The 20,778-nt window shown below is 62.3% G+C and carries 19 protein-coding genes and 1 pseudogene; 15 read left to right on the forward strand and 5 right to left on the reverse strand.

What is annotated here, in order from left to right:
- The first annotated feature begins 27 nt into the window (after positions 1-27).
- The 5 genes and pseudogenes from alc to YWU_RS15250 all read left to right on the forward strand — a co-directional run bounded on the left by alc (position 28) and on the right by YWU_RS15250 (position 4,355).
- The gene (alc, locus tag YWU_RS0104830) at positions 28-1,086 is read left to right on the forward strand and encodes an allantoicase (protein ID WP_027019572.1); all 1,059 of its coding nucleotides are present in this window, start codon (positions 28-30) and stop codon (positions 1,084-1,086) included.
- A gap of 165 nt (positions 1,087-1,251) precedes the next feature.
- Complete coding sequence (locus YWU_RS0104835; protein WP_051260047.1) at positions 1,252-2,814, forward strand: NAD(P)-binding domain-containing protein; 1,563 nt, start codon at positions 1,252-1,254, stop codon at positions 2,812-2,814.
- A gap of 463 nt (positions 2,815-3,277) precedes the next feature.
- Positions 3,278-3,532, forward strand: a pseudogene (locus YWU_RS17850) (family 1 glycosylhydrolase); the annotation flags it as partial.
- A 15-nt stretch (positions 3,533-3,547) separates the two neighbouring features.
- Positions 3,548-3,868: a CAT RNA binding domain-containing protein gene (locus tag YWU_RS17855; protein WP_084141794.1), complete on the forward strand. Its 321-nt coding sequence runs from the start codon at positions 3,548-3,550 to the stop codon at positions 3,866-3,868.
- A 79-nt stretch (positions 3,869-3,947) separates the two neighbouring features.
- The gene (locus YWU_RS15250) at positions 3,948-4,355 is read left to right on the forward strand and encodes a PRD domain-containing protein (RefSeq protein ID WP_156892719.1); all 408 of its coding nucleotides are present in this window, start codon (positions 3,948-3,950) and stop codon (positions 4,353-4,355) included.
- A gap of 32 nt (positions 4,356-4,387) precedes the next feature.
- Here the strand turns inward: YWU_RS15250 and YWU_RS15255 are convergent, their stop codons facing one another.
- Positions 4,388-5,407 (reverse strand): MBL fold metallo-hydrolase, encoded by a 1,020-nt coding sequence (locus tag YWU_RS15255; protein WP_156892720.1) that lies wholly within the window; start codon positions 5,405-5,407, stop codon positions 4,388-4,390.
- 94 nt (positions 5,408-5,501) lie between these two features.
- Between YWU_RS15255 and YWU_RS0104855 the strand changes: the two genes are divergently transcribed.
- Positions 5,502-6,440 carry an ABC transporter substrate-binding protein gene (locus YWU_RS0104855; protein WP_051260049.1) on the forward strand — a complete coding sequence of 313 codons (939 nt, stop codon included), beginning with the start codon at positions 5,502-5,504 and terminating at the stop codon, positions 6,438-6,440.
- Positions 6,441-6,560: 120 nt separating this feature from the next.
- Here YWU_RS0104855 and YWU_RS0104860 read toward each other — a convergent pair whose 3' ends face one another.
- Together YWU_RS0104860 and YWU_RS0104865 are read right to left on the reverse strand one after the other, a co-directional pair.
- Entirely contained in the window at positions 6,561-6,989 is a 429-nt protein-coding gene (locus YWU_RS0104860; RefSeq protein WP_027019576.1) for a pyridoxamine 5'-phosphate oxidase family protein, read from the reverse strand.
- A gap of 88 nt (positions 6,990-7,077) precedes the next feature.
- A complete protein-coding gene (locus YWU_RS0104865) occupies positions 7,078-7,932 on the reverse strand; it encodes an Fpg/Nei family DNA glycosylase (protein ID WP_027019577.1) in 855 nt (284 codons plus the stop codon).
- A 126-nt stretch (positions 7,933-8,058) separates the two neighbouring features.
- Between YWU_RS0104865 and YWU_RS0104870 the strand changes: the two genes are divergently transcribed.
- Positions 8,059-9,123, forward strand: a complete 1,065-nt coding sequence (locus tag YWU_RS0104870; RefSeq protein WP_027019578.1) for an isopenicillin N synthase family dioxygenase — start codon at positions 8,059-8,061, stop codon at positions 9,121-9,123.
- A gap of 290 nt (positions 9,124-9,413) precedes the next feature.
- On the opposite strand, the gene YWU_RS0104875 is transcribed toward YWU_RS0104870, so the two are convergent.
- Both YWU_RS0104875 and YWU_RS0104880 read right to left on the reverse strand, forming a co-directional pair.
- Positions 9,414-10,754, reverse strand: a complete 1,341-nt coding sequence (locus YWU_RS0104875; protein WP_027019579.1) for an amidohydrolase family protein — start codon at positions 10,752-10,754, stop codon at positions 9,414-9,416.
- Entirely contained in the window at positions 10,751-11,830 is a 1,080-nt protein-coding gene (locus YWU_RS0104880; RefSeq protein ID WP_084141797.1) for a PDR/VanB family oxidoreductase, read from the reverse strand. Before YWU_RS0104880 ends, YWU_RS0104875 begins: the two co-directional genes overlap by 4 nt.
- A 420-nt stretch (positions 11,831-12,250) precedes the next feature.
- Here YWU_RS0104880 and YWU_RS0104885 point away from each other — a divergent pair, with 420 nt between their 5' ends.
- The 8 genes from YWU_RS0104885 to YWU_RS15270 are packed head-to-tail and all read left to right on the forward strand — an operon-like array spanning position 12,251 to position 20,773.
- Complete coding sequence (locus YWU_RS0104885; protein WP_027019581.1) at positions 12,251-13,477, forward strand: amidohydrolase family protein; 1,227 nt, start codon at positions 12,251-12,253, stop codon at positions 13,475-13,477.
- Between the two features lie 8 nt (positions 13,478-13,485).
- A complete protein-coding gene (locus YWU_RS0104890) occupies positions 13,486-14,241 on the forward strand; it encodes an ABC transporter ATP-binding protein (protein WP_027019582.1) in 756 nt (251 codons plus the stop codon).
- Positions 14,238-15,161 (forward strand): ABC transporter permease, encoded by a 924-nt coding sequence (locus tag YWU_RS0104895; RefSeq protein ID WP_027019583.1) that lies wholly within the window; start codon positions 14,238-14,240, stop codon positions 15,159-15,161. The genes YWU_RS0104890 and YWU_RS0104895 overlap by 4 nt, the downstream gene beginning before the upstream one ends.
- 60 nt (positions 15,162-15,221) lie before the next feature.
- Entirely contained in the window at positions 15,222-16,436 is a 1,215-nt protein-coding gene (locus tag YWU_RS0104900) for a nitrate ABC transporter substrate-binding protein (RefSeq protein ID WP_051260050.1), read from the forward strand.
- Complete coding sequence (locus YWU_RS15260) at positions 16,436-17,872, forward strand: FAD-binding oxidoreductase (RefSeq protein WP_084141800.1); 1,437 nt, start codon at positions 16,436-16,438, stop codon at positions 17,870-17,872. The genes YWU_RS0104900 and YWU_RS15260 overlap by 1 nt, the downstream gene beginning before the upstream one ends.
- Positions 17,869-18,654, forward strand: a complete 786-nt coding sequence (locus tag YWU_RS0104910; protein WP_205618298.1) for a creatininase family protein — start codon at positions 17,869-17,871, stop codon at positions 18,652-18,654. The genes YWU_RS15260 and YWU_RS0104910 overlap by 4 nt, the downstream gene beginning before the upstream one ends.
- Entirely contained in the window at positions 18,654-19,349 is a 696-nt protein-coding gene (locus YWU_RS15265; protein WP_051260051.1) for a pyridoxamine 5'-phosphate oxidase family protein, read from the forward strand. The genes YWU_RS0104910 and YWU_RS15265 overlap by 1 nt, the downstream gene beginning before the upstream one ends.
- Positions 19,346-20,773 (forward strand): amidohydrolase family protein, encoded by a 1,428-nt coding sequence (locus tag YWU_RS15270; protein ID WP_034647127.1) that lies wholly within the window; start codon positions 19,346-19,348, stop codon positions 20,771-20,773. Before YWU_RS15265 ends, YWU_RS15270 begins: the two co-directional genes overlap by 4 nt.
- The last annotated feature ends 5 nt before the right edge of the window (positions 20,774-20,778 follow it).

A 20,778-nucleotide genomic window follows, 5' to 3' on the forward strand; every position in this document is an offset into this window, starting at 1 on the left:
CCTTTCATTACTTATGAGGAGTCTCTAGTGACCGACATCCCCGCCACCCTCCCTGATTTCCTTACCCTCCCTGACCTGGCCAATCGCGACCTGGCTGGATCAGTTGTGTGGGCCAGCGATGAGGCTTTCGCCGAGCGCGAGAACCTGATTATGCCGCACGAGCCCCTGTTCGATCCGGCTGCGTTTGGCAACAAGGGCAAGGTCTATGACGGGTGGGAGACGCGTCGTCGACGCCACGCGGAGATCGGTGGCAATGACTCGGCGATCGTGCGGCTAGGCGTTCCCGGCCATATCAAAGGCATCGTTGTGGACACTGCCTGGTTCACCGGCAACTATCCGCCGGCGGTAGCTGTGTACGGACTGACCTGCGATGAGTACCTCACCGGCGCGGAGCTCGCCGCCCTTCCCGAGGACCGCTGGATCCCGCTCGTCGAGCCAACTCCTGCGCAAGGAAATCACAAGCACTACTTCGAGATCAGCGAGGAGTTCGCCACCCGCCGGGTCACCCATGTGCGTCTGGACATGCTTCCCGATGGCGGTATCGCTCGCCTGCGCGTCCACGGCATCCCGTCGCCGGACCCGACCTTCCTCGCCGGCACCATTGACCTGGCCTCCGTGGAGAACGGCGCCCGTGTCATCGAGTGCTCAAACACTTTCTATTCCTCTCCCAACCAGGTCATCGGCCTGGGGCGGGCCCGCAACATGGGCGGCGGCTGGGAGAACGCCCGCCGTCGTGAAGCCGGCGCAGACGGTACGTCCCTGGACTACTTCACCGTCCGTCTGGCTGCAGAAGGCCGAATCCGCTGGATCGAGGTCGACACCAGTTACTTCGTGTTCAACGCCCCTGGTGACATTGACATCATTGGAGTGACAGCGGATGGCTCCACGATCCCGCTGCTTGCTAAGACCTCCGTCCTCCCCGATACCCGTCACCGCCTGCAGATCACCTCTGAAACCGAAGACGGTATGAGTACTCCGATCGTCGCGGTGCGCCTGAATGTGTATCCCGACGGCGGCCTGGCCCGCTTCCGCGTCTGGGGCGAACTCACTGAGATGGGCGCCTCCCAGATCGCCTCGTTCTGGTAAACCCACATCGGCGATACCTAGGCGTATTTCGGTGATTTATCGCGCTGCGGCCAGTGCCTGGAAAATAGAAACAGGCTGTTTACCCGCATGACCCTGTCGCGAATCCCCTGATTCATACGGTAATTCAGGGAAACCTCCCCTGAAGACCCGAATGGACGTGCCACCATGACCAGCACCATCACCACGACCGAGACGGCCGAAGCCATTGGATTCGATCCGACGGTCCCTGCACGCAATCGCCCGGAGCCGCTGCCTGCTGAGGAGTCTGCTGCGAACCTGGTGGCACTGGCTGAGCAGGCCAGGGCAGATATGGCGCTCATCGGCCACAACCACGATTGGGTGCCTGCGCCGACCGACGCGGACACCTACAACGTACTGGTCATCGGCGGCGGTCAGGCTGGACTTGGAGCTGCATTCGCGCTGAGCCGGCATCGTGTCGGCTCGGTGAAGGTCATCGAGGCTGGTCCGGAGGACGAGGTCGGTTGCTGGACTCGCTACGCCCGCATGCACACCCTGCGCAGCCCGAAGAACATGAAGGGGATCGAGCTGGACATCCCGTCCCTGCATACCGAGCGTTGGTTCGAGGCCAAGTACGGCAAGGACGCCTGGGCAGTCACTGACTTGGTTCCGCGAGAGGACTGGAACGAATACCTCACGTGGTTCCGCAAAACCACGCTTCTCGACATCGACTTCGGCACCACCGTCACCTCCGTGAAGCAGCCAGGAGAGGACGGCTTCTTCGTAGTCACCGCGACCGGCCCATCCGGCGAGACTGAGTACCGCGCACGTCGCGTGATCTTCTCCATGGGATTGACCGGTGGTGGCGGAACCTATTTGCCGCCGTTGGTGCAGGCTCTGCCGGAAGAGATGCGCGCCCACACCGAGGACTCCATCGACTTCGAGGCTCTGGCAGGTAAGCGAGTAATCGTCCTTGGTGGTGGTGCCTCAGGTTTCGACAATGCGTCGACTGCACTGGAAAAGGGAGCCGAGAGCGTCGAGATGCAAATTCGACGCACCGAGATCCCCCGCCAGAACTCCCTGCGCTGGATGGAGTTTCCGGGCATGCAAGAGCACTTCTACGACCTATCGGACGACGAAAAATGGGAATTCTCCGCCTTCAACGGCGGCCTCCCGCAGCCACCGACGCAGGCCTCAGTGTGGCGCGCATTCGCTCACGACAATTTCTCCCTGGTCAAAGACGTCCGCTGGGCATCAGCAGAGATCCGAACCACTGACGAGGACGGACAGGAAGTCGTGATCGTGGATGATCTGGGGCGCGAGCACGTCGGCGACTTCGTCATCTCTGCGACCGGATACGCCGTGGATCTGGGGCTGCGCCCGGAGCTCCAGGAGTTCCTCCCGGACATTTCACTGTGGTCAGATCAGTATGAGCCCGCCGCGGAGCATGCGATGGGTCAGTGTCCGTACCTCGGTGACGGTTTCCAGTTCCAGGCTAAGGACGGTGCTTCTGAAGCCGCAGCGGACTACATTCCGCGCCTGTTCCACTTGTCTACCGGAGCCCGGGTCTCTCACGGGGTGGCCGGCAATCAGCTCTCCGGAATCTTCGCCGGTATCTCCCGTCTGGGCAATCGCATCGCCACGGATATCACCCGAGAAAACTGGACCGACTTCTTCAACGAGTTCAAGGCCTTCGAATACGAAGAGGTCACCAACGTCGGCCGCCATGTTGACGGTGAAGCCTGGTACCCGGCGGCTCCGCGGTACTAAGCAGCGCGCGTTCCACCAAGCATCCACCAACTGGTAACGCACCTTTCACATCAGGTGCACGTTCCTGCAAAGCAGTGCTCCTAGTTTTAGTGGTGCAAGGGAAAAGAGTTCCTGACGCACACTGCACTTCTCTCCGGACGAGGCTGGCCGGCGTTGGCGTGAATTTTCACGCCAGCTGACCGCCCCCGGAGAGACTAGATTTTTCAGCGGCGCAGCCGGGCCCCACGACACAGATCGTGGCGAGCCGGAGGGGAAACCGCCCGACGCCGAAAGGTCAATCATGACCAGCACGTACGACAACGCTGAACTTCAACTCGAGTCCATCATGGGTGGACTCGGCACCGAGACCGAGGACCGTTCGGTTCCGGTGATCGACTTCAATAACTGGGATCTGAGCGAGGCTGACTGGGAGGTCAAGGCCGAGGAACTCTGGAATGCGGCCACCACCATCGGGTTCTTCCAGCGCATCGACTACCTCAATGATCACCTCGTGCAGGTCGGCGAGGCAGCCGAGGACGGCGTCGACGTAATGGGCTACACCTCATGGGGTTGCATCGACTTGGTGTCGGCTTCGAAGGCGGAGCTATCTAAGCGCTACGGCTTCATTTACGTCGATCGCAATGATGATGGAACGGGCTCGCTCGACCGGTACCGCAAGAAGTCTTTCAACTGGTACCGGAACGTCATCGCGTCGAACGGCCGTAGCCTCCAGCCGTAGCCTAGGGTGGCCCTCATGCGGATCCTCCGGGTGTTTAACAACAACGTGGTGCTGGCCAACCACTCCGGTACGGAGGTCGTGCTGACCGGGCGCGGCCTCGGTTTCGGGGCATCGGCAGGCGATCCGGTCGATGAGTCGAAAGTGGTCCGGATGTTCGTTCCCGAGGATCATCGGGAGCCTGACCATGTCGCTGCGCTGGCTGCGGATATTCCCCCCCGTGGTACGTCGAGCTGGCAGGATCCCTCACCGATCATCTGGAGGTCCCCTCCCCCACTGTGCTGGCGTTGGGCGATCACCTCCACATGGCAGTGCGACGCCAGGAACTCGGCGCACTGACGGACTCACATCCACTCGGCGCCGAGGTCCGGCACCTGTACCCGAAAGAGTTCGCCACCGCCGGTGATCTGCTCATCGGGTGAACCAGCGCCTGGCAGAGAAGGAGATTCCTGCCCTACCGGAGTCGGAAAAGGTCGCTATCGCGCTGCATCTGGTCAACTCCGGTTTCGGAGCAGGAGACCTCCGCGAGACACACCAAATCACCGAGATCCTCTCCCAGCTCTTTGACGTCGTAGATTCCGCCTACGGCATCACCGTCGACCGCTCCTCAACAAACGCCGCCAGATTCATCACACACATGCGCTACCTATTTGTGCGGATGAAGGAGAACACCCAGCTCAACGAGGGATTCTCCACGCTCATCGACACCCTGTCGCAGTCTCACCCCGAAGCGGTGATCTGCGGCAACCGTATTGCCGACATTCTGGAACTACGACTCGACAAGGAACTATCTGGCGCTGCACGTCACCCGGCTTACCATCAATGACAAGGCACGTCCCTCGCAGTAACAATCGGTTCTCACTGTCCGCCGCTCAGGTCTGGACGTCCGACCAATTCGCGGTACATCATCACCTGACGCAGGCCAGAGACGAGCATCGGCGACTCCACCATCCCCTCCCACCCAAGGGACCACGTGAGCTGCGCGGCAAGGTCCCAGATGCTCACCGCCGGGTCTTTCTCCAATACCTGTCGCACTTCCGTGGCGCGGGCCAGCACGTGATCTTCCGCGAAGCGACGCCTCTCCCCAAGGCCGGTGAAGCAGAAACCGTGGCCGGGGATGGTGAGGTAGGCGTCGTAAAGCGAGTATTTACGCAGTGAAAGCAGGTAATCCTCGACCGGGTTGCCGCCGATCGAGGCGATGCCGAGCCCGGCGCCGGCGTTGATGTCCGGCAGAATGTGGTCGCCGACGATCGCGACCTGCGACGCCTCGTCAACGAGCGTCAGATGCCCAGGAGTGTGGCCCGGAGTCAGCACCGCTTGGAAGCCGCACACGGTGTCACCCTCATGGAGCAGGATGTCCGGCGCCTGGTCGGGGATATGTTCCAGACGAACCGGGGTCGCGAGCTGTTCCAGGATCGGTTCCAGCACCCCGTCGGGAGCGCCGGTGGTCGCCACCGTCACGGGGAAATCATCGATCCCGGTACCATTCCTCGCTGCGTCGATGGTCTCCTGTTCGAGGGCACTGATCGCGTAACGAGCGCCGGTAGCGCCCAGAAGAGTTGCAGCAGCGCCGATGTGGTCTGGATGCGCATGCGTTACGACGACCTCATCCACATCCCCCAACCCCCGACCTTCGGACCTCAGGAACTCATCCAGATCGGACAAATACTTGTCAGCCGCCGACGGATCCGACTCGTCAATCCAGCCAGGATCGATGACCGTCACATGATCAGGACCCAAGTACACCGTCGAAAACACACTCGCCATCGAGCCTTCCCCAGGCAGCGGGATTGCGCGGACCCACAAGCTGGATTCGCTCGTGGAGGCAGCGTCGATACGCACGGGAGTCGGCTGGGGATCAAAGACCGGTTGAACCATGACCGCAGAGTACTCGTGCCGCACGAGCCCGGATCAACCCGTGAAAATTAGGGCAGGATCGCCTTATTTGTTCCGGTGGCCTACTTTTCTTCCCATGACAACAACTTCGTGGCGTTCCACGACTAAAACCTTCCTCGCCCTCGCGTTGGCCGCCTCCTTGGCACTGTCCGGATGCTCAACCGACGCAGAGGCCGAGAACAATGCCTCCGACGGCAGCTACACCGTCGAACACGCGATGGGTTCGACGACAATCGACGGCCCTGTTGACCGCGTGGTGGTCATCGACTCCCCGCACCTGGACTCACTGGTGGCCCTGGACGTGATCCCCGTCGGAGCAACCGAATCCGGCGCCGCCGCTGGATTCCCGGATTACCTCCCCGATCAGTTGGAAGAGACCGAATCCGTGGGCGAGACGATGGATCCGAACATCGAGAAGATCGCGAGCCCAGAGCCGGACCTCATCATCGGCGCAAAGGTGCGCCACGAGGAGATCTACGAACAGCTCTCCGCCATCGCCCCGACCGTCTACTCCGAGGGCTCCGGCACCAACTGGCAGGAACAGGCGACCATTACCGCCGCAGCGGTGAACAAATCTGACGAGATGGAGGAGCAAATCGCAGCCCTCGATGAGCGCGCAGCAGCCCTTGGAGAATCCATTCCGGAAGGCGCGACCGCTTCCATGGTCCGATTCCGCCCTGAGAACTTCCGCCTCTACGGACCTGAAACCTTCTCCGGATCCATCCTCAGCCAGGTCGGCTTCGACCTCGGTGAACGGGACTGGAACGAGTACTCAATGATGGAACTGAGCCCTGAGAACTTCGCTCAGATCGACGGCGACTACATCTTCTACACCGTCCCTGGCGGCGACGAGACTCTCACCACCAAGCCCACCGTCGAAGGCCTGTGGGGCAACCAGCCGGGCGTCGAGAACGGGCAGGTCTACGAGTTCGAGGATGAGACCTGGATGGTCGGCATCGGGGTTCTCGGCGGCAATGCAATCCTGGATGACCTGGAGCCGGCTCTCTCCACCTGAGTGCGCTTATTCTCCGGCCCCACCCTTTCCCCTCCGGGGTCATCCGAGCCGATTCTGCGACTCCGGCGAGGACCTCATCCAACGCAGGAAAGGTCTTAGCCTGGCTTGGCCGGGCATCGCTTAGTATCGATCCGGCTCCGACCCCAGCTCGAACGCGCGACCGGAGACCTCCTTCGGGGTGATCTCGACGTAGTTGTACTTCAAGGTCGGCAGCCACGGTCGCAACGGCAAGTCGTCAGCGGCCTCAATCTCCTTAGTAGAACTCAACGCACGGGCGGTGCCCTTGATGATCACCGACCACGCAGTCTGAGCTTCTTGGTCCACATGATCTGCCTCGAAGAGAACATCCGCATTGAGGGCAAGGCTAAACAGCTTCGTGCCTTCAGCAGTGCGGAAATATACCTTGCCTTCATGCGCCACGTAGTTCAGCGGGAAGAGGTCCATGTCATCTTTGCGGCGCACCACAACGCGCCCAAATGACTGAGTGTCCAGCAACTCGAAGCACTCGTCGTTGCTGAGAATTTTCACGGGGTTATGCGATTGGCTCATACCTCCAGTGTCCCAGTTCTCATACGGAGTGTCACCGGAATCCACCCCCGACAGAGCCCACGAAAACGGTGTTGTTCACCACCACCGTCTACAGCGGCTGACACGTCGGACAGGCGTAGGTCTTCCTCCCGGCGAGATCGAACAGTGTGACTGGAGTTCCGCAGATATGACACGGCTGGCCAGTGCGGCGGTAGACGTAGACTTCGCCGCCGTGGTCGTCGGCACGCGGTTCGCGGTTCATCGCCTCGGGAGTGTGGTCGGCGCGGACGGTGTCGATGCGGCCAATGCGCACGCCGTCTCGCATGAGGTCGACCATGTCCGCGTAGATCTCGTCGAGCTGGTCGGCGGGCACCTCCTTCCCGGGAATCAGCGGATGCACACCTGCGCGGAACAGCGCCTCAGTGCGGTAAATGCTCCCGACTCCGGCATACAAAGACTGATCCATGAGCAGCGCTCCGATCGGCTTCGCCGACCGTCGGGTTTTCGCCAGCGTGGTCTGCAGTTTCTCGTGGTTCAGGCCCTCATCGGGTCTGATGGGATCAACCCCCAGCTTCCCGACGCTCTCATCCACATCCACCGGCCCAATCACCCGACACCACTGCGGTCCACGAAGATCTGCAGCGACAGAACCATTGTCAATGCGCAGGCGAACCTGCCCGCGGGGTTCGTCGACCGGCTCGAATGTAAAAGTGCCGATCAGGCCCAGGTGAATGTGAATCGTATGAGGGGACGGGTTCTCCTGGATTCCGAAGTGAATAAACAGGTGCTTTCCCCACGCTTCCGCGTGATCAAAGGGGACCTCGTGGCCGTCGCCGTCGGATTTCAGGATCTCAGTGACCTCTGAAGTGAATCGGCCTTGCGGTGAACTGAGGTGCACCGGTGCCCCGCCGAAAGTCTCATTGAGTTCGGTGGCGAGTCGGTGAATCACGTGTCCTTCGGGCATGGGTGACAGCCTAGTTCCGCCGGTGGCGCAGCATTCACAGGCATTCCCTGACGATGAAACAGCAATGAAACGGACGCTCCCTAGATTCAATGACAGAGAAGAAAAACCGTCTGAGGAGCCATTTGTATGTCAGAGTTTCACGTGCCCATCATCGACATTTCCCCGTATATCTCCGGAGTGGGAAGTGCGGATGAGAAGCAGGACGTCGCGAAGCAGATTGATAACGCAGCACGCGAGGTCGGATTCATCCAACTCACTGGGCACGGCATCACCGATGAGACGATCGCTGGTCTCGAGAATGCTCTCGACGCCTTCTTCCTGCGCGAACTGGAGCTGAAGAAGCGCGTCAGCACTCCCCCGGAGATCAATCGCGGATACTCCCCGCCGAAGTCAGAGCGGCTGAGTCTGTCTCTTGGCGTCGAGTCAGCGACCGGAATGAACGACTTTTTCGAAGCCTTCAACATCGGTACCCAAGCCTCCGACTTCACCGACCTTGACCTCTCGGAGGCGGATTATCCCGAAAACGTCTGGCCAGACACCGGCGAAAAGGGCATGGAGAAATTCCGTGCCGACCTGGAAACATACTTCTCCGCAGCCCAATCCGTGGCACGAACGCTGACCATCGCTTTCGAAGATGCGCTACAGGTCAAACGAGGCACGATCACCGGCCTCACCGACCACTCGATCGACGTGGTCCGCACGATCAATTACGCCCTGGACCCGGGTCAGAAGGTTGAACTCGATGGGGAATTGACCGGCATGGGCGAGCACACCGACTACGGAATTGTCACTGTGCTGTGGGCTGATCGGGTCGCTGGGCTGCAAGTGCTGGGCACCGATGGTTCCTGGAATGACGTCCTCCCTGAACCCGGCGCGCTACTGGTCAATCTCGGTGACGTCACTGCCCGCCTCACCAATGACCAATGGCGTTCCACCTTGCACCGGGTCCGCCCGCCAGTGGTCGATGGAACGATTCGTCGGCGTCGGTCGGTGGCGTTTTTCCACGACGGCAACGTCGACGCCGTAGTCGGACCCCTGCCGAACATGGTCGACGAGGATCATCCGGCGGTCTACGAGCCAATGACTGTCGGCGAGCACATCGCACGGAAACTCTCCGGCTCTCGCAGCCTCACTCTCAATGATTCCGACACTGGCCGTGAAGCCGAACGAGTCCTCAACTCAGTCCGTTAGCAACTGCTGATGCCCAGGCGCCCGAGTGAACCGAGTTTCCTTTGGTTCTCTCGGGCGTTTTCACGGTGCCATGGCATGTCGGTGAGCCAGCATTTTCGTCACGTGACGTAAAGGTGCAGGTCAGTCCGGCACTGAGAACCCCGCTCAGTGGCAGCGACAACCTCGGAGAGTGGCACTTTTGGACCGAAAAGGCCGTGAAATTGCCACTGAGCGAGGAACTCACTGCCACTCAGCGAGGGTCTGAATCCGCGGGCGGCTGGAAGTGACGGGATCAGCCAGTTCCGAGCCGTTCAGACCAGGGCTGACTGGCGGGTCCGGAGCATGTCGTTCAGCCTGGCGGCTAATTCCCGGGAATCCGCCGTCAGCAGCTCATAGTCGCGAACGACCCAGGTGCCGGCGACCATGACGTCGCGGGGCCGGCGCCCCGGATTGGACCACAATAGGCCGAGGACAGGGTCATGAACTCCGGCGTCAGGGGCATCACTGACATCCCAGACACACAGATCCGCGGCAGAGCCCTCGGTGAGCGAGCCCAACTCCGGGCGGCCGAGTCCAATCGCTGAGCCTCGGGTCGCCATATCGATGACGGTGTTCGCGGCCAGTGAGCCTCCAGCGATGGGGGAAATTTGCATGGCAAGGCGGGCGTCCGAAAGCAGGTGTCCTCCATCATTGCTGCCGCCACCGGAGGTGCCCAACCCAACGGTGACCCCGGCCTCGAGGAGCTTGGCGACAGGGGCGATCCCCCATCCCATGGGAATGTCGCATCCTGGGGCATGGGTAGCGGTGACTCCGGACGCGGCGAGCACAGCGATTTCCTCATCGGTGACGTCGCACAAATGCGCCAGCGTCACGCCAGACTCTAGCCAGCCCCACTCCTGAAGGAGCTCCAGTGGCCGGCGGCCATATTTCTCCTGAGCGATGTGTACGTCGACCTGCTCATTGGACTGGGCTCGGCGGCGCAGGCCCAGGTCACGGGCAACGTCGGTAAGTGCGTGGAAGGTTTCCGGCCCGTCGGCGTGGACTCCCGATGGGCCCACTGCCAACTGCACCATCCCGTCTGCGGACACACCGCGGAGGCAACGGGCATCGCGGCGGGTCGCATCGCCGATGAGAGCGCTGTGAATAGCGCGGATCGAGTCTGCAGCAATGGCAGGGTCGTCGCCTGCGGTTCCGCGCACAAACACCAACCGCCCCCCGACGTCCCTAGCCGCCGCACCCGTTGCCTCCGCCATGGACACCGGATCCACACCGGCGGGCCAGGTCAGGTGATGGTCTGCGACAGTCGTCACTCCGAACAGCAGAGACTCCGCCATCCCGACCGACGCAGCAGCATGGCCCAGTTCTGGGTCTACCGCATAGGACCGGTAAGCCTCGGCCATCACCGTCAGCCACTCACGCATTGGACGAAAGCGACTACCCGGCAAGGTTCGAAAGGCCGACTGCAACAGGTGGTGATGCGCATTGACCAGGCCTGGGGTAATCACGCAGCCGGAGACATCCACACTCCCAGTGATGTCCCGAGTGGGGGCGGAGGTGATGGCGCCGTGGGCGTCGATAAGCACGTCTGTTGCCTGCGGGTCTCCCGCACCGACCACCGCCACCGCACCAGTGAGAGCAGTTACGGCGCTCATAGGTCCAGAACCAGACGGCCGCTGCTGCACCGAGAGACGCAGATCATCATGGACTCATTCTCAGAGCGCTCCTCTGGCGTGAGAACGGTATCGCGGTGCTCGATTTCACCGGAGACCACTCCCACCTCACACGTGCCGCACATACCTTCCCGGCACGATGACGCCAGCAGCATTCCCCGCTCCTCTAGGGAATCCAAGACGGACTGATCGCCTGGAACGGCCACCGTGTCACCAGACGAGGCGATGGTCACTTCGAAGGGAGTGTCGCCCTCGCCGGTCGGGCGAACCGGGGCGCTGAACTGCTCGGTGAACACGTCCACCGCTGGCTGCGGATCCACCGCCATGCGCACTGACATCGCCATCGCCCCTGGTCCGCAGACGTACACCGCGGTACCTCGAGGCTGATTGGCCAGAGCACTGACAAAGTCGATGCGCCCATGGTCACCGCTGGTGTGGATGCGGACCCGGTCACCCCAGGTGTGCTGCAGGTCGTCGAAGTACGGCATCTCCCCCTCCGTCCTGGCCAGGCACAGTAGGGTCCACGGGCGACCGGTGCGCTCTGCCTGGGCGATCAGCGGGAGGATCGGCGTGATGCCAATGCCACCGGCGATAAACACATAATTCAGTGCACGTTGCAGGGCGAAGTGGTTGCGCGGCTGCCCAATACGCACCAGCGCGCCCGGGTCGAAGGTCTGATGGATGCGTTCGGAGCCGCCCCGGCCTCCCCGGTTGATCGAGGTGCGGTCCACAGCAATGGTGAAACTGGACAGGTCCGCAGGGTCAGAGCACAGGGAGTACTGGCGGATCAGGGAGTCGATGTGTGCGGGGGCTGCGGCGGAATCGTCACCCCAGCAGCGTTTGCCGGGGATGGCGCACTCGGGGATCTGGACATCAATGTGCGAACCGGGAGTCCACGCAGGAAGAGGTGAACCATCCGGGGATTCGAAGCGGAACTCATCCACCCAATCAGTGAGATGCCGGCGCGAGGCGATGGTGACTGTGGTCCACCCATCGTCGATAACGGGGGCGGCGGGAGACGTAACAGAGGCGGCGAGAGCGGCAGGGGCGGCGTTCATCGAAGGACTCGATTCCTTAATAGACCTTGTGCAGAAGTACTCCCCGGCCCGGCTCGTACGAGACTCACTCTAACGGTGGAAACCACCGTCGATCAATGGCTCGAACCGGTGCAACTCGGGATTTCTAGTCGGGAAGCACGGAATTACCGCAGGTCACACACTCACGTAACCGTCGTGAAACTCCGTTTAACGCAAACGGTGCCATTGCGGCACGAATCCGACCACAAGGTCACGGACGTTATCCGCCGCCGAAACAGGGGCGAAATAACCCCTCCATACCTTGATAAATGCAAGACACACCGCCGCGGTGCACGACCGCGGGTGACGTGGATTCCCCTGGCCCGGTTTCATCCGCGTTTCCCCAACAGAGCACGCCTGCACACCGCAGCCGGTCCTTGCATGTACCTCAAGGAGGATTCAATGCAGGCAGAACAGCCACCGCTACCTGGGATCGTAGGGATTTCGCTTCCCGACGCCTCCCTCCACGACATCACCTTCACCCACGGCACAGTCACCTCCGTGGAGCCTCACGACGACTCCCTGGTGGATGACCGAATCATGGAGGGATGGGCCGACCTGCGCGGATATACCGCGTTCCCGGCCGCCGCGGACCCCCACGCGCACTTAGACAAGGCTCTGTCCTGGGACCTGATTAACCCGCCGGTTGGGGATCTGCCCGGCGCGGTGTCCGCCTGGCATGAAGCTTCCGTGGGGTTCACCGAGGACGACATTCTGTCCCGGGCCCGCGATGCAGCGCAGTTGATGCTGGGCTTTGGCACAACTGCGGTGCGCACACACGTCGACATCTACGCAGAGCCGGACCCTCAGCGCGGAATTCGCGCTATCGACCGACTGCGAGATGAGTTGGACGGGATCATGACGCTGCAGATCGTGGCGTTGATTCCCCCGTCTGTTCTGCCGGCGGATGTCATGCGGTTGGCCGCTGACGCTATTGCCGCAGGTGCAGACCTCATCGGAGGTGCCCCGCACCTGGCGGCCGACCCGGTGGCGCAGACTGATGCACTCATGGATGCCGCCGAGCATCTCCTCGCCGGCACTGACCTACACATCGACGAGTTCCTCGGCGACGGCGTCCAGACTATCCACCGATACGCGGAACGGGTCACCTGCCGAGCGTCGGATCTGGACCGGGCTGCGGGGCATTGCTGCCGCTTCTCCGAGATGTCAGGAGATGAGCTCCAGGACCTGTCTGAGCATCTCCGCGAGGCCGGCATCCCGGTTATCGCACTGCCCGCCACGAACCTGTACCTGCAGGCAAGCACTGGTCGCGCTATCGCCCCGCTATCGGACCTCGCCTCGCACGGGGTGCAGGTTGCAGCCGGCGGCGACAACATTCGCGACCCTTTCAACCCCACCGGACGCGGAGATGCCTTGGAGACGGCAGCACTTCTTGTCACCGCTGCCCACCAAAGTCCCGCCGAAGCGCTGCGACTGGTCACCGACCATTCCCGCACCGTCATGAAACTCCAACCTGCCGGCCCCACCCCGGGAGCCCGCGCCGACCTGCTCTGTGTTCGCGGCTCTGGCCGATCCGTCGCCAATCTCGTTGCTGCTGCTCCCGCAGACCGGACCGTGATCTCGAACGGGCACATCGTGTCCGAGACCCGCACCATCACCCTCACTTAGGAGAGACCATGTCAGCACCTACAACTTCAGTCGGGACGATGGTGTCTTTCACCGACGCCGGAGTCACCTTCCCTGGAGGCACAACTGCCCTGCAGCACGTGAGTTTCGACGTGGACAAGGGTGAATTCATCAGCGTTGTCGGCCCGTCCGGCTGCGGCAAGTCCACCCTGCTTCGTCTGGCCTCTGCCCTGGAAAACGTCACCGAAGGATCGATGACAACCTCCACCGACCGCATTGCCTACGTTTTCCAGGACGCCACTCTCCTTCCGTGGCGAACGGTTCGGGAGAACGTGATGCTCCTCGGCGAACTCGACCACATGCCCAAGGCCGAGCGCGAGCGCCGCTGCTCCGAGTCCCTCGAGGCGGTTGGGCTGGCCGGCTTCGAAGACCACCTGCCCCACCAACTCTCCGGCGGCATGAAAATGCGCGTCTCCCTCGCGAGGGCCCTGACCCTCGAGCCGGAACTGTTCCTCTTCGACGAGCCGTTCGCCGCGCTCGACGAAATCACCCGTGAGCGTCTCGGCGTCGAACTAACTGCCCTGTTCGCGGAGAGAAAGTTCTCCGGCCTCTTCATTACCCACTCGGTCAGTGAAGCGGTCTACATCTCCACCAAGGTCGTGGTGATGTCCGGTCGCCCCGGCACGATCGTCGACGAAGTCGAGGTCCCCTTCGCTTTCCCGCGCGATCCCGGCCTGCGTTTCACCCCAGAATTCGTGGAAATCGCCGAACGCGTTTCCCTCGCCCTCCAGGAGGCACACTCATGAGCACGCCCACCAAAACCCCCTCGCTTCCCGACGCCAATACCCACGACCCCGAGCCCCTGACTGGGACTGGAACTGGGGAGACGGGGGCGTCGTTAAGCACGTCTTTGAGCTCGAAGCCCACCGAGGAGCCGAAGACCACGAAGGTCGGAAACTTCGACCTCGGCGGCATCGTCCTGCCGCTGGGAGTGTTCGCCGGAGTCATCGCTGCCTGGTATTTCGTCAGTTACGTGCTGCTCGATGATGCCCGCCGGTTCCTCATGCCCCCGCCGCACGTCGTCATCGTTGATGGCCTGCTCGGATCCGCCGTCCCTGACATGTGGGCCGCCCTCGGCCGCACCACCGGCATCGCGCTGACCGGCCTGTTCATCGCCAGCGTGATCGGCATCGGCTGGGCAATCCTCATGTCGATGTCAAAGAACGCCGAGACTGCCCTGTTCCCCTACGCGGTGTTCCTGCAGTGTATTCCGATCCTCGCCCTGGTCCCGTTGGTTGGCTTCTGGTTTGGCTTCGGCTTCTCTGCCCGCGTTTTCGTCTGTGTGCTGATCGCGCTGTTCCCGCTGGTGTCCAACACCCTGTTCGGACTGAAGTCCGTGGAGCCGGGCATGCGTGACTTGTTCGCGCTGCAGAAGCCGTCGCGTTTTACCGTGCTGCGCAAGTTGGAACTGCCCGCCGCGATGCCGTCGATCTTTGTCGGTCTGCGTACCTCCGCTGGTCTGGCCGTGGTCGGTGCAATCGTCGGTGACTTCTTCTTCCGCCAGGGCACCCCGGGCATCGGCATGTTGCTAGATAACTACCGATCCCGCCTGCAGTCGCCCGAACTGTTCGCCGCCATCGTGCTGGCCTCGTTGCTCGGTGTCGTTGTGTTCCTGTTCTTCGGCTGGCTCGGTAACCGGGTCGTCGGCAAGTGGTACGGCAAGTAGTCCGTAGCGCCTTCGTTCACTGCTTTACCCCTTAACTCACATACCCCAGGAGAGCCCATCATGTCCCGCAGTACCTTCTCGTCCGTCATTCCTTCCCGACGCATCCCCCGCACCGTCCTAGCGGGAGTAGTGGTGACGGCGACCGTGGCGTCGTTAACCGCTTGTTCGAGCGATGACGGCGGAAACGACGTCAACTACGAGGGCACGGTGGGCTCCACCGACCTCTCCGCAGTCTGCCCGGCCAACATCGTCGTCCAGACCGACTGGTTCCCCGAAGCTGAGCACGGCCACCTGTACCAGCAGATTGTCGGCGGCGACGGCACCGTGGAGGACGCGGTGATCGACTCTGACTCCATGGTTGTCTCCGGCCCGCTGTTTGACGGCGACAACGGCTACACCGGCGTTGACATCGAAATCCGCTCCGGCGGACCGGCCATCGGCTACCAGAACGTGACCTCGCAGTTGTACCAGGACCCGGACATCTTCATGGGCTACGTCGACACGGACCAGTCCATCCAGCAGTCCGACGCCATGCCGACCATCGGTGTGATGAACGTGCTGGAAAAGAGCCCCCAGATGATCATGTGGGATCCGGAGACTTACCCGGATGTGGAGGAGATCGCTGACCTGAAGGAGACCGGCGCGACGGTGCTGACCTTCCCGGATATGTCCTACATCGATTACCTCACCGGCTCCGGCATCCTCGATGAGGCCCAGATCGACAGCAGCTACGACGGCGCCCCGGCTACCTTCGTCGCCGCCGGCGGAGAGAACGCCCAGCAGGGTTACTCCTCCTCGGAGCCTTACAAGTATGAGAATGAAGTCGACGGGTGGATGAAGCCTGTGAAATACCAGCTACTTCACGACGCCGGCTTCGAAACCTACAAGTCCCCGCTGGCAGTGAAGGCCGATGACCTGGAGTCCAAGTCCGAGTGCCTCTCCGAGTTGGTCCCGGTTCTGCAGCGCGGAGTTGCCGATTACCTGGACGACCCGACTGAGGCCAATGAACTGATCGTCCAAGCTGTCGACGACTTCGATGGTGGCTGGGTCTACGGCCCCGAGAGCGCCGTCTACGGACACGAGACCCTGATCCGCGAAGGCCTGCAGGACAACGGCCCGTCCGGTTACCTTGGCGAGTTCGACGAGAACCGCGTCGAAGGCCTCATCGAGATGCTCACCCCGATCTTCGACGAGCAGGGCACTCCGGTTCGTGAAGGCCTGACCCCTGAGGACGTGGCCACCAACGAGTTCCTCGATACGGATGTGTCGCGCTAATGACGGCGGATACCGACGCACCGGTTGTCGTCGTCACCCCAGACTCCCATCTCTTCGCCACAGCGACAGAGGAAGGTCGGCCGCAGTTCAGCGACGGGGACTTGGACGCACTGATTGACGATCTCATAGAGGTCCTCGGCCCCCGTGGCGTGAGTCAATTGCCGCGTGCCCTGGAGCGTGCCTCCCGGGACGGCTCCGGCATGAGTCCGGTGCTTTCCCGGCAAGTGTCCGACGGTGAACTGGGCACACCTGACCTGGTATGTTTCCCCCGGTCAGTGGAGGAAGTTCCACACATCGTCGCCGCCGCGGTGCGCCATGGCGTGCCGGTGACCACCCGCGGCAAAGGCACTGGCAACTACGGCCAGGTTCTGCCCCGCTTTGGTGGCTTGGTGCTGGATATGACCTCGCTGACGGATATCCACGGCCTCGGGACGCTTCCCGACGGCTCCCGCACCATCACCGCCGACGCCGGCGCCCGCATGCTTGCCCTGGAGCAATACGCCTGGGAACGGGACCAGCAGTTGTGGATGTACCCCTCGACTGTCCAGTCGACCATCGGTGGCTTCCTCGCCGGTGGCTCCGCTGGCACCGGGACTATCGTGCACGGCCGCAATCATCAGGGATTCGTTACTGCCGTCGACGTGGTCATGGCTACTGACGACTGCCTGGAGCTCGGCGATGGCGGCATCATCCACCTAGAAGGTGAGGACGCGCAGCCGTACATCCACACCTACGGCGTCGCCGGCATCATCGTCCGGGCCACGATCCGCGTGGAACCGCTGCAGGAATGGCAGTGTGTCTACGCCTCATTCCCGGACCACCACTCGGCATTCGCCGCGGCCAAGGCCGTGATGACCTCCGGTCTGCAGCCTCGTTTGATGTCGGCAGATAGTGCAGAGATCGTCGACGCGCTTCCCGTGGACCCCGCCCTCGTCCCCGGCCGCGCTAGCCTTCGGGGAATCATCGATGAGTGTGATCTGGAGTCCTTCGGCAGCATCGTATCGCGCCATCGCGGCCGACTAGAGGCAGTGCGACACGGCATCAACCAGTCAGTGAAATTGTCCACCATCTCCTATAACCACCCCACGTGGTGGCTGCAGAAGAAGTACCCCGGCCAGTGGTTCCACATGGAATGCCAGGGCGATGCAGTGGTGGACCGTTTGGCCGAGGTCGAAGCCGTGTACCCCGGCGGCCTATTCCACCTGGAGATCGGAAACGGCATGATGTTCGGCATGCTCAACGGCCGGGTGCCTGAGAGCGGCGATCCCGCTGAGACCCGTGCAATCATCGCGTCGGGAGTGCCGAAGCTCGCAGAGCTCGGCGTCGGGGTCCACTCGCCGCATCAGTGGTACATCGACCTGGACGTCGAACGCATCCGTGCGTTGTCTGAATCTGCTGACCCGCATGGACTGCTGAACCCAGGACGGTGGATGTGATTGGGCCAGCCCGTCGGTTCGCCGACCTAACAACCGCAGAGGTGCCCCATGCGGTGACCTCCGATAGCATCATGGTGTTGCCGCTCGGGGCCATCGAACCCCATGGCCCGCACCTGCCGTTGGCGACGGACCTGGTGATGGCGGAATCTGTGGCGGCAAAGGCGGTGCGCCGTGCGGCAGCCGGTGACGGTGCCGGCTCAGATGTGTGGTTGTTGCCGTCGATCGGCTACACCAAGTCCAACGAGCACGCTCGACTACCAGGCACGATGTGGATTTCTACGTCTACGCTCTATGACACCGTCATGGACATCGGCACAAGTGTCGCCGAGACTCCGGCGAAGACACTGGTGTTCGTCAACGGACACGGCGGAAATTCCTCGCTTCTCGACGTCCTCCTCCGCGACCTTCGCCACCACCACGACCTGCGAACTTTCCTGGTCTCCTCTCCTCCGACTCCGGGCGAGAGCGAGCGAGGCATCGGCGTTCATGCGGGCTGGTCAGAGACCTCCATGATGCTGCACCTCGCTCCAGAACTGGTGGACATGGATGCGGCGGCTGACCTTGGCCCGCAGGTGGCGCACTCGGTCGCCGATTGCACACACATCGGTTTTGGAGGCCCGGTGAAGTTCGGATGGCTGTCGACTGACCTGTCCCCCTCCGGTGTCGTCGGAGATCCCACCGGTGCCTCCGCGGCCGCCGGTGAGCGTCTGGTCGAGGAATACATCTCCTCGATTGTGGAGGCGCTGCCTGACATCGCGACCTTCAACCCGGGAGCCCTCTGATGACCGACACGATGATGTCCACTCTCACCGACCCCATGGCGGCCTTCGACTTCTGGATCGAGAAGTTCCGCGACGACCTAGCTCACCAGGCCGAACACGCCTGGCCACCGCACCCGGCACCGCCGGTCCTCATGACTTTGTCGACCGTTGGCCCGGACGGGTATCCCCGTACCCGCAACGTCATGGTCAGTTCTTTCACCGGCACCGGAACCGGCTCTGGGCGCATTTGCTTCCACACCGATTCCCGCTCGGAAAAGGCCTCTCAACTGGAGGCAAACCCCAGGGTCAGCGCCACGATCTTGGCCCCAGACCGCTCCCGCCAGATCACCGTCATCGGCGTCGCCGTTCCCGCCACCGACGAGGAGAACGCCACCGCGTACAGCAACCGCTCGCGCTACCTGCAGATTCTCGCCTGGCTCAATGACGACTTCCAGGCGCTCCTGCCCATCGACGAACGACACCGCAACTGGGATGCCTTCGGCGAGGCCCACCCGGATCTATCCGACTGCCCACCATCAACCTGGGCCGGCTACGCCATCATCCCTCGCGAGTTTTTGTTCTGGCAGGGGGATGTGGACGGGCCGTCGCAACGCACTCGCTTTTTACACCGCTCCAATCCTGCCCCTGATCCCGCCGCCGGCAACGGCGCCCGCCACACCACCGACACCTGGACCACGGAGGTTCTGCCCGGATGAACGCACACACCATTTTCACCAACGCGGTAATTCTGCCCGTCAGCGCTGAGGCGCCGCGCTGGTTCCGCGGCTGGCTCGCGGTGGATTCCGAGGGCAAGATTGCCGGGCTCGGCGAAGGTGAGGCACCCGATTCGCTTCCCGACGACCCCATCCACATCGACCTCAACGGCTCTATCCTCGCCCCTGGTTTCATTTCCGCACACAGTCACATCTACACCGGCGGTATGCGGGGAGTCGCGCACTCAGATCCGTTGTACGCCTGGGTCACTCAGAACTCAGCAATGCTCGCCGGAGCCGACCCGGAGACTATGTACTGGCTCTCCCGTGCAGGTGGAGTGGACCATCTCGCCGCCGGTATCACCTCGGTCTACAACTTCACCCAGTCCCGGGTGATCTGCGCTTTCGACTACGAGACCTCGACTCTGAAGGCCGTCAAGGTCAACGCACCCGAGTTCCTCACCCGCCAGGTCGACGGTGTCGTCGACTCCGGCATCCGTTCCGTCACGAGCCTGCGTCTCGACGATGAACAGCTTCCGGAAGAGGAAGCCTTCGGTGCCTTCGACCACGTCATGAAACACCTCTCCGAGAACATCGACACCACCCATCCGGAACTGAATCTCGGAGGTTCGGTCTATGGCGCAGTCCAGTGGTCGTCCTCCAAGCGGACCGCCGAGCGCGAGCGTGTCCTCATGGACCGCTACGGCATCACCAATCAGGCCCACTTCGTGGAGACCGCCGAGCAAATTGAAGTCCAACAGTCCAAGTTCGACTGGTACGACGAGGCCGGTGTCCTCGGCGAGGGATTCGCCTTTGGCCACTTCGTCCATCCCACCGAGCGCATGGTCGACCGGGTCGTGGAAACCGGCACATCTATGGTGTGGCAGGCGATGTCGAACGGCCGCTTGGGCTCGGGCATCGCCGACGTCATAACGCTGCTCGACCGCGACGTCACTGTCGGCATGGGCGTGGACGACCAGTCCTGTACCGACCTCACTGACCCCTTCGAGAACATGCGCACCGGTCTCTTCACTCAGCGCGCAGTGCATTCCGACGCCGCCATCATGAGCGTCGACAAGGTTCTCCACCTGCACACTCTCGGCTCCGCCGCCTCGATCGGAGTCGCGGACAAGGTCGGTTCCCTGGAGGTCGGCAAGTTCGCCGACTTCGTCGTTGTCGATCCCCGCGAGCCTGCCACCGGTCCGATCTGGGATCCCATTGCTACATATGTCCTCGCGTGCGGTCAGCGGAACCTCAAGCACGTCTATGTCGGAGGCTCTGAAGTTTGGTCCCGTACCCATCCAGCCGATTCATCTGACTTCGCCGGCGAAGACGGATTCACCATCGAGGATGTCAACCGCCGTGCCGACGACGCCATGATCGCCTCCGCCCAATCCGGCGGCTTCGAACCTGCCTTCCAGTACTAATCCCC

The sequence above is a fragment of the Corynebacterium sputi DSM 45148 genome, assembly GCF_000427865.1.
In the GTDB taxonomy this organism is placed as follows: domain Bacteria; phylum Actinomycetota; class Actinomycetes; order Mycobacteriales; family Mycobacteriaceae; genus Corynebacterium; species Corynebacterium sputi.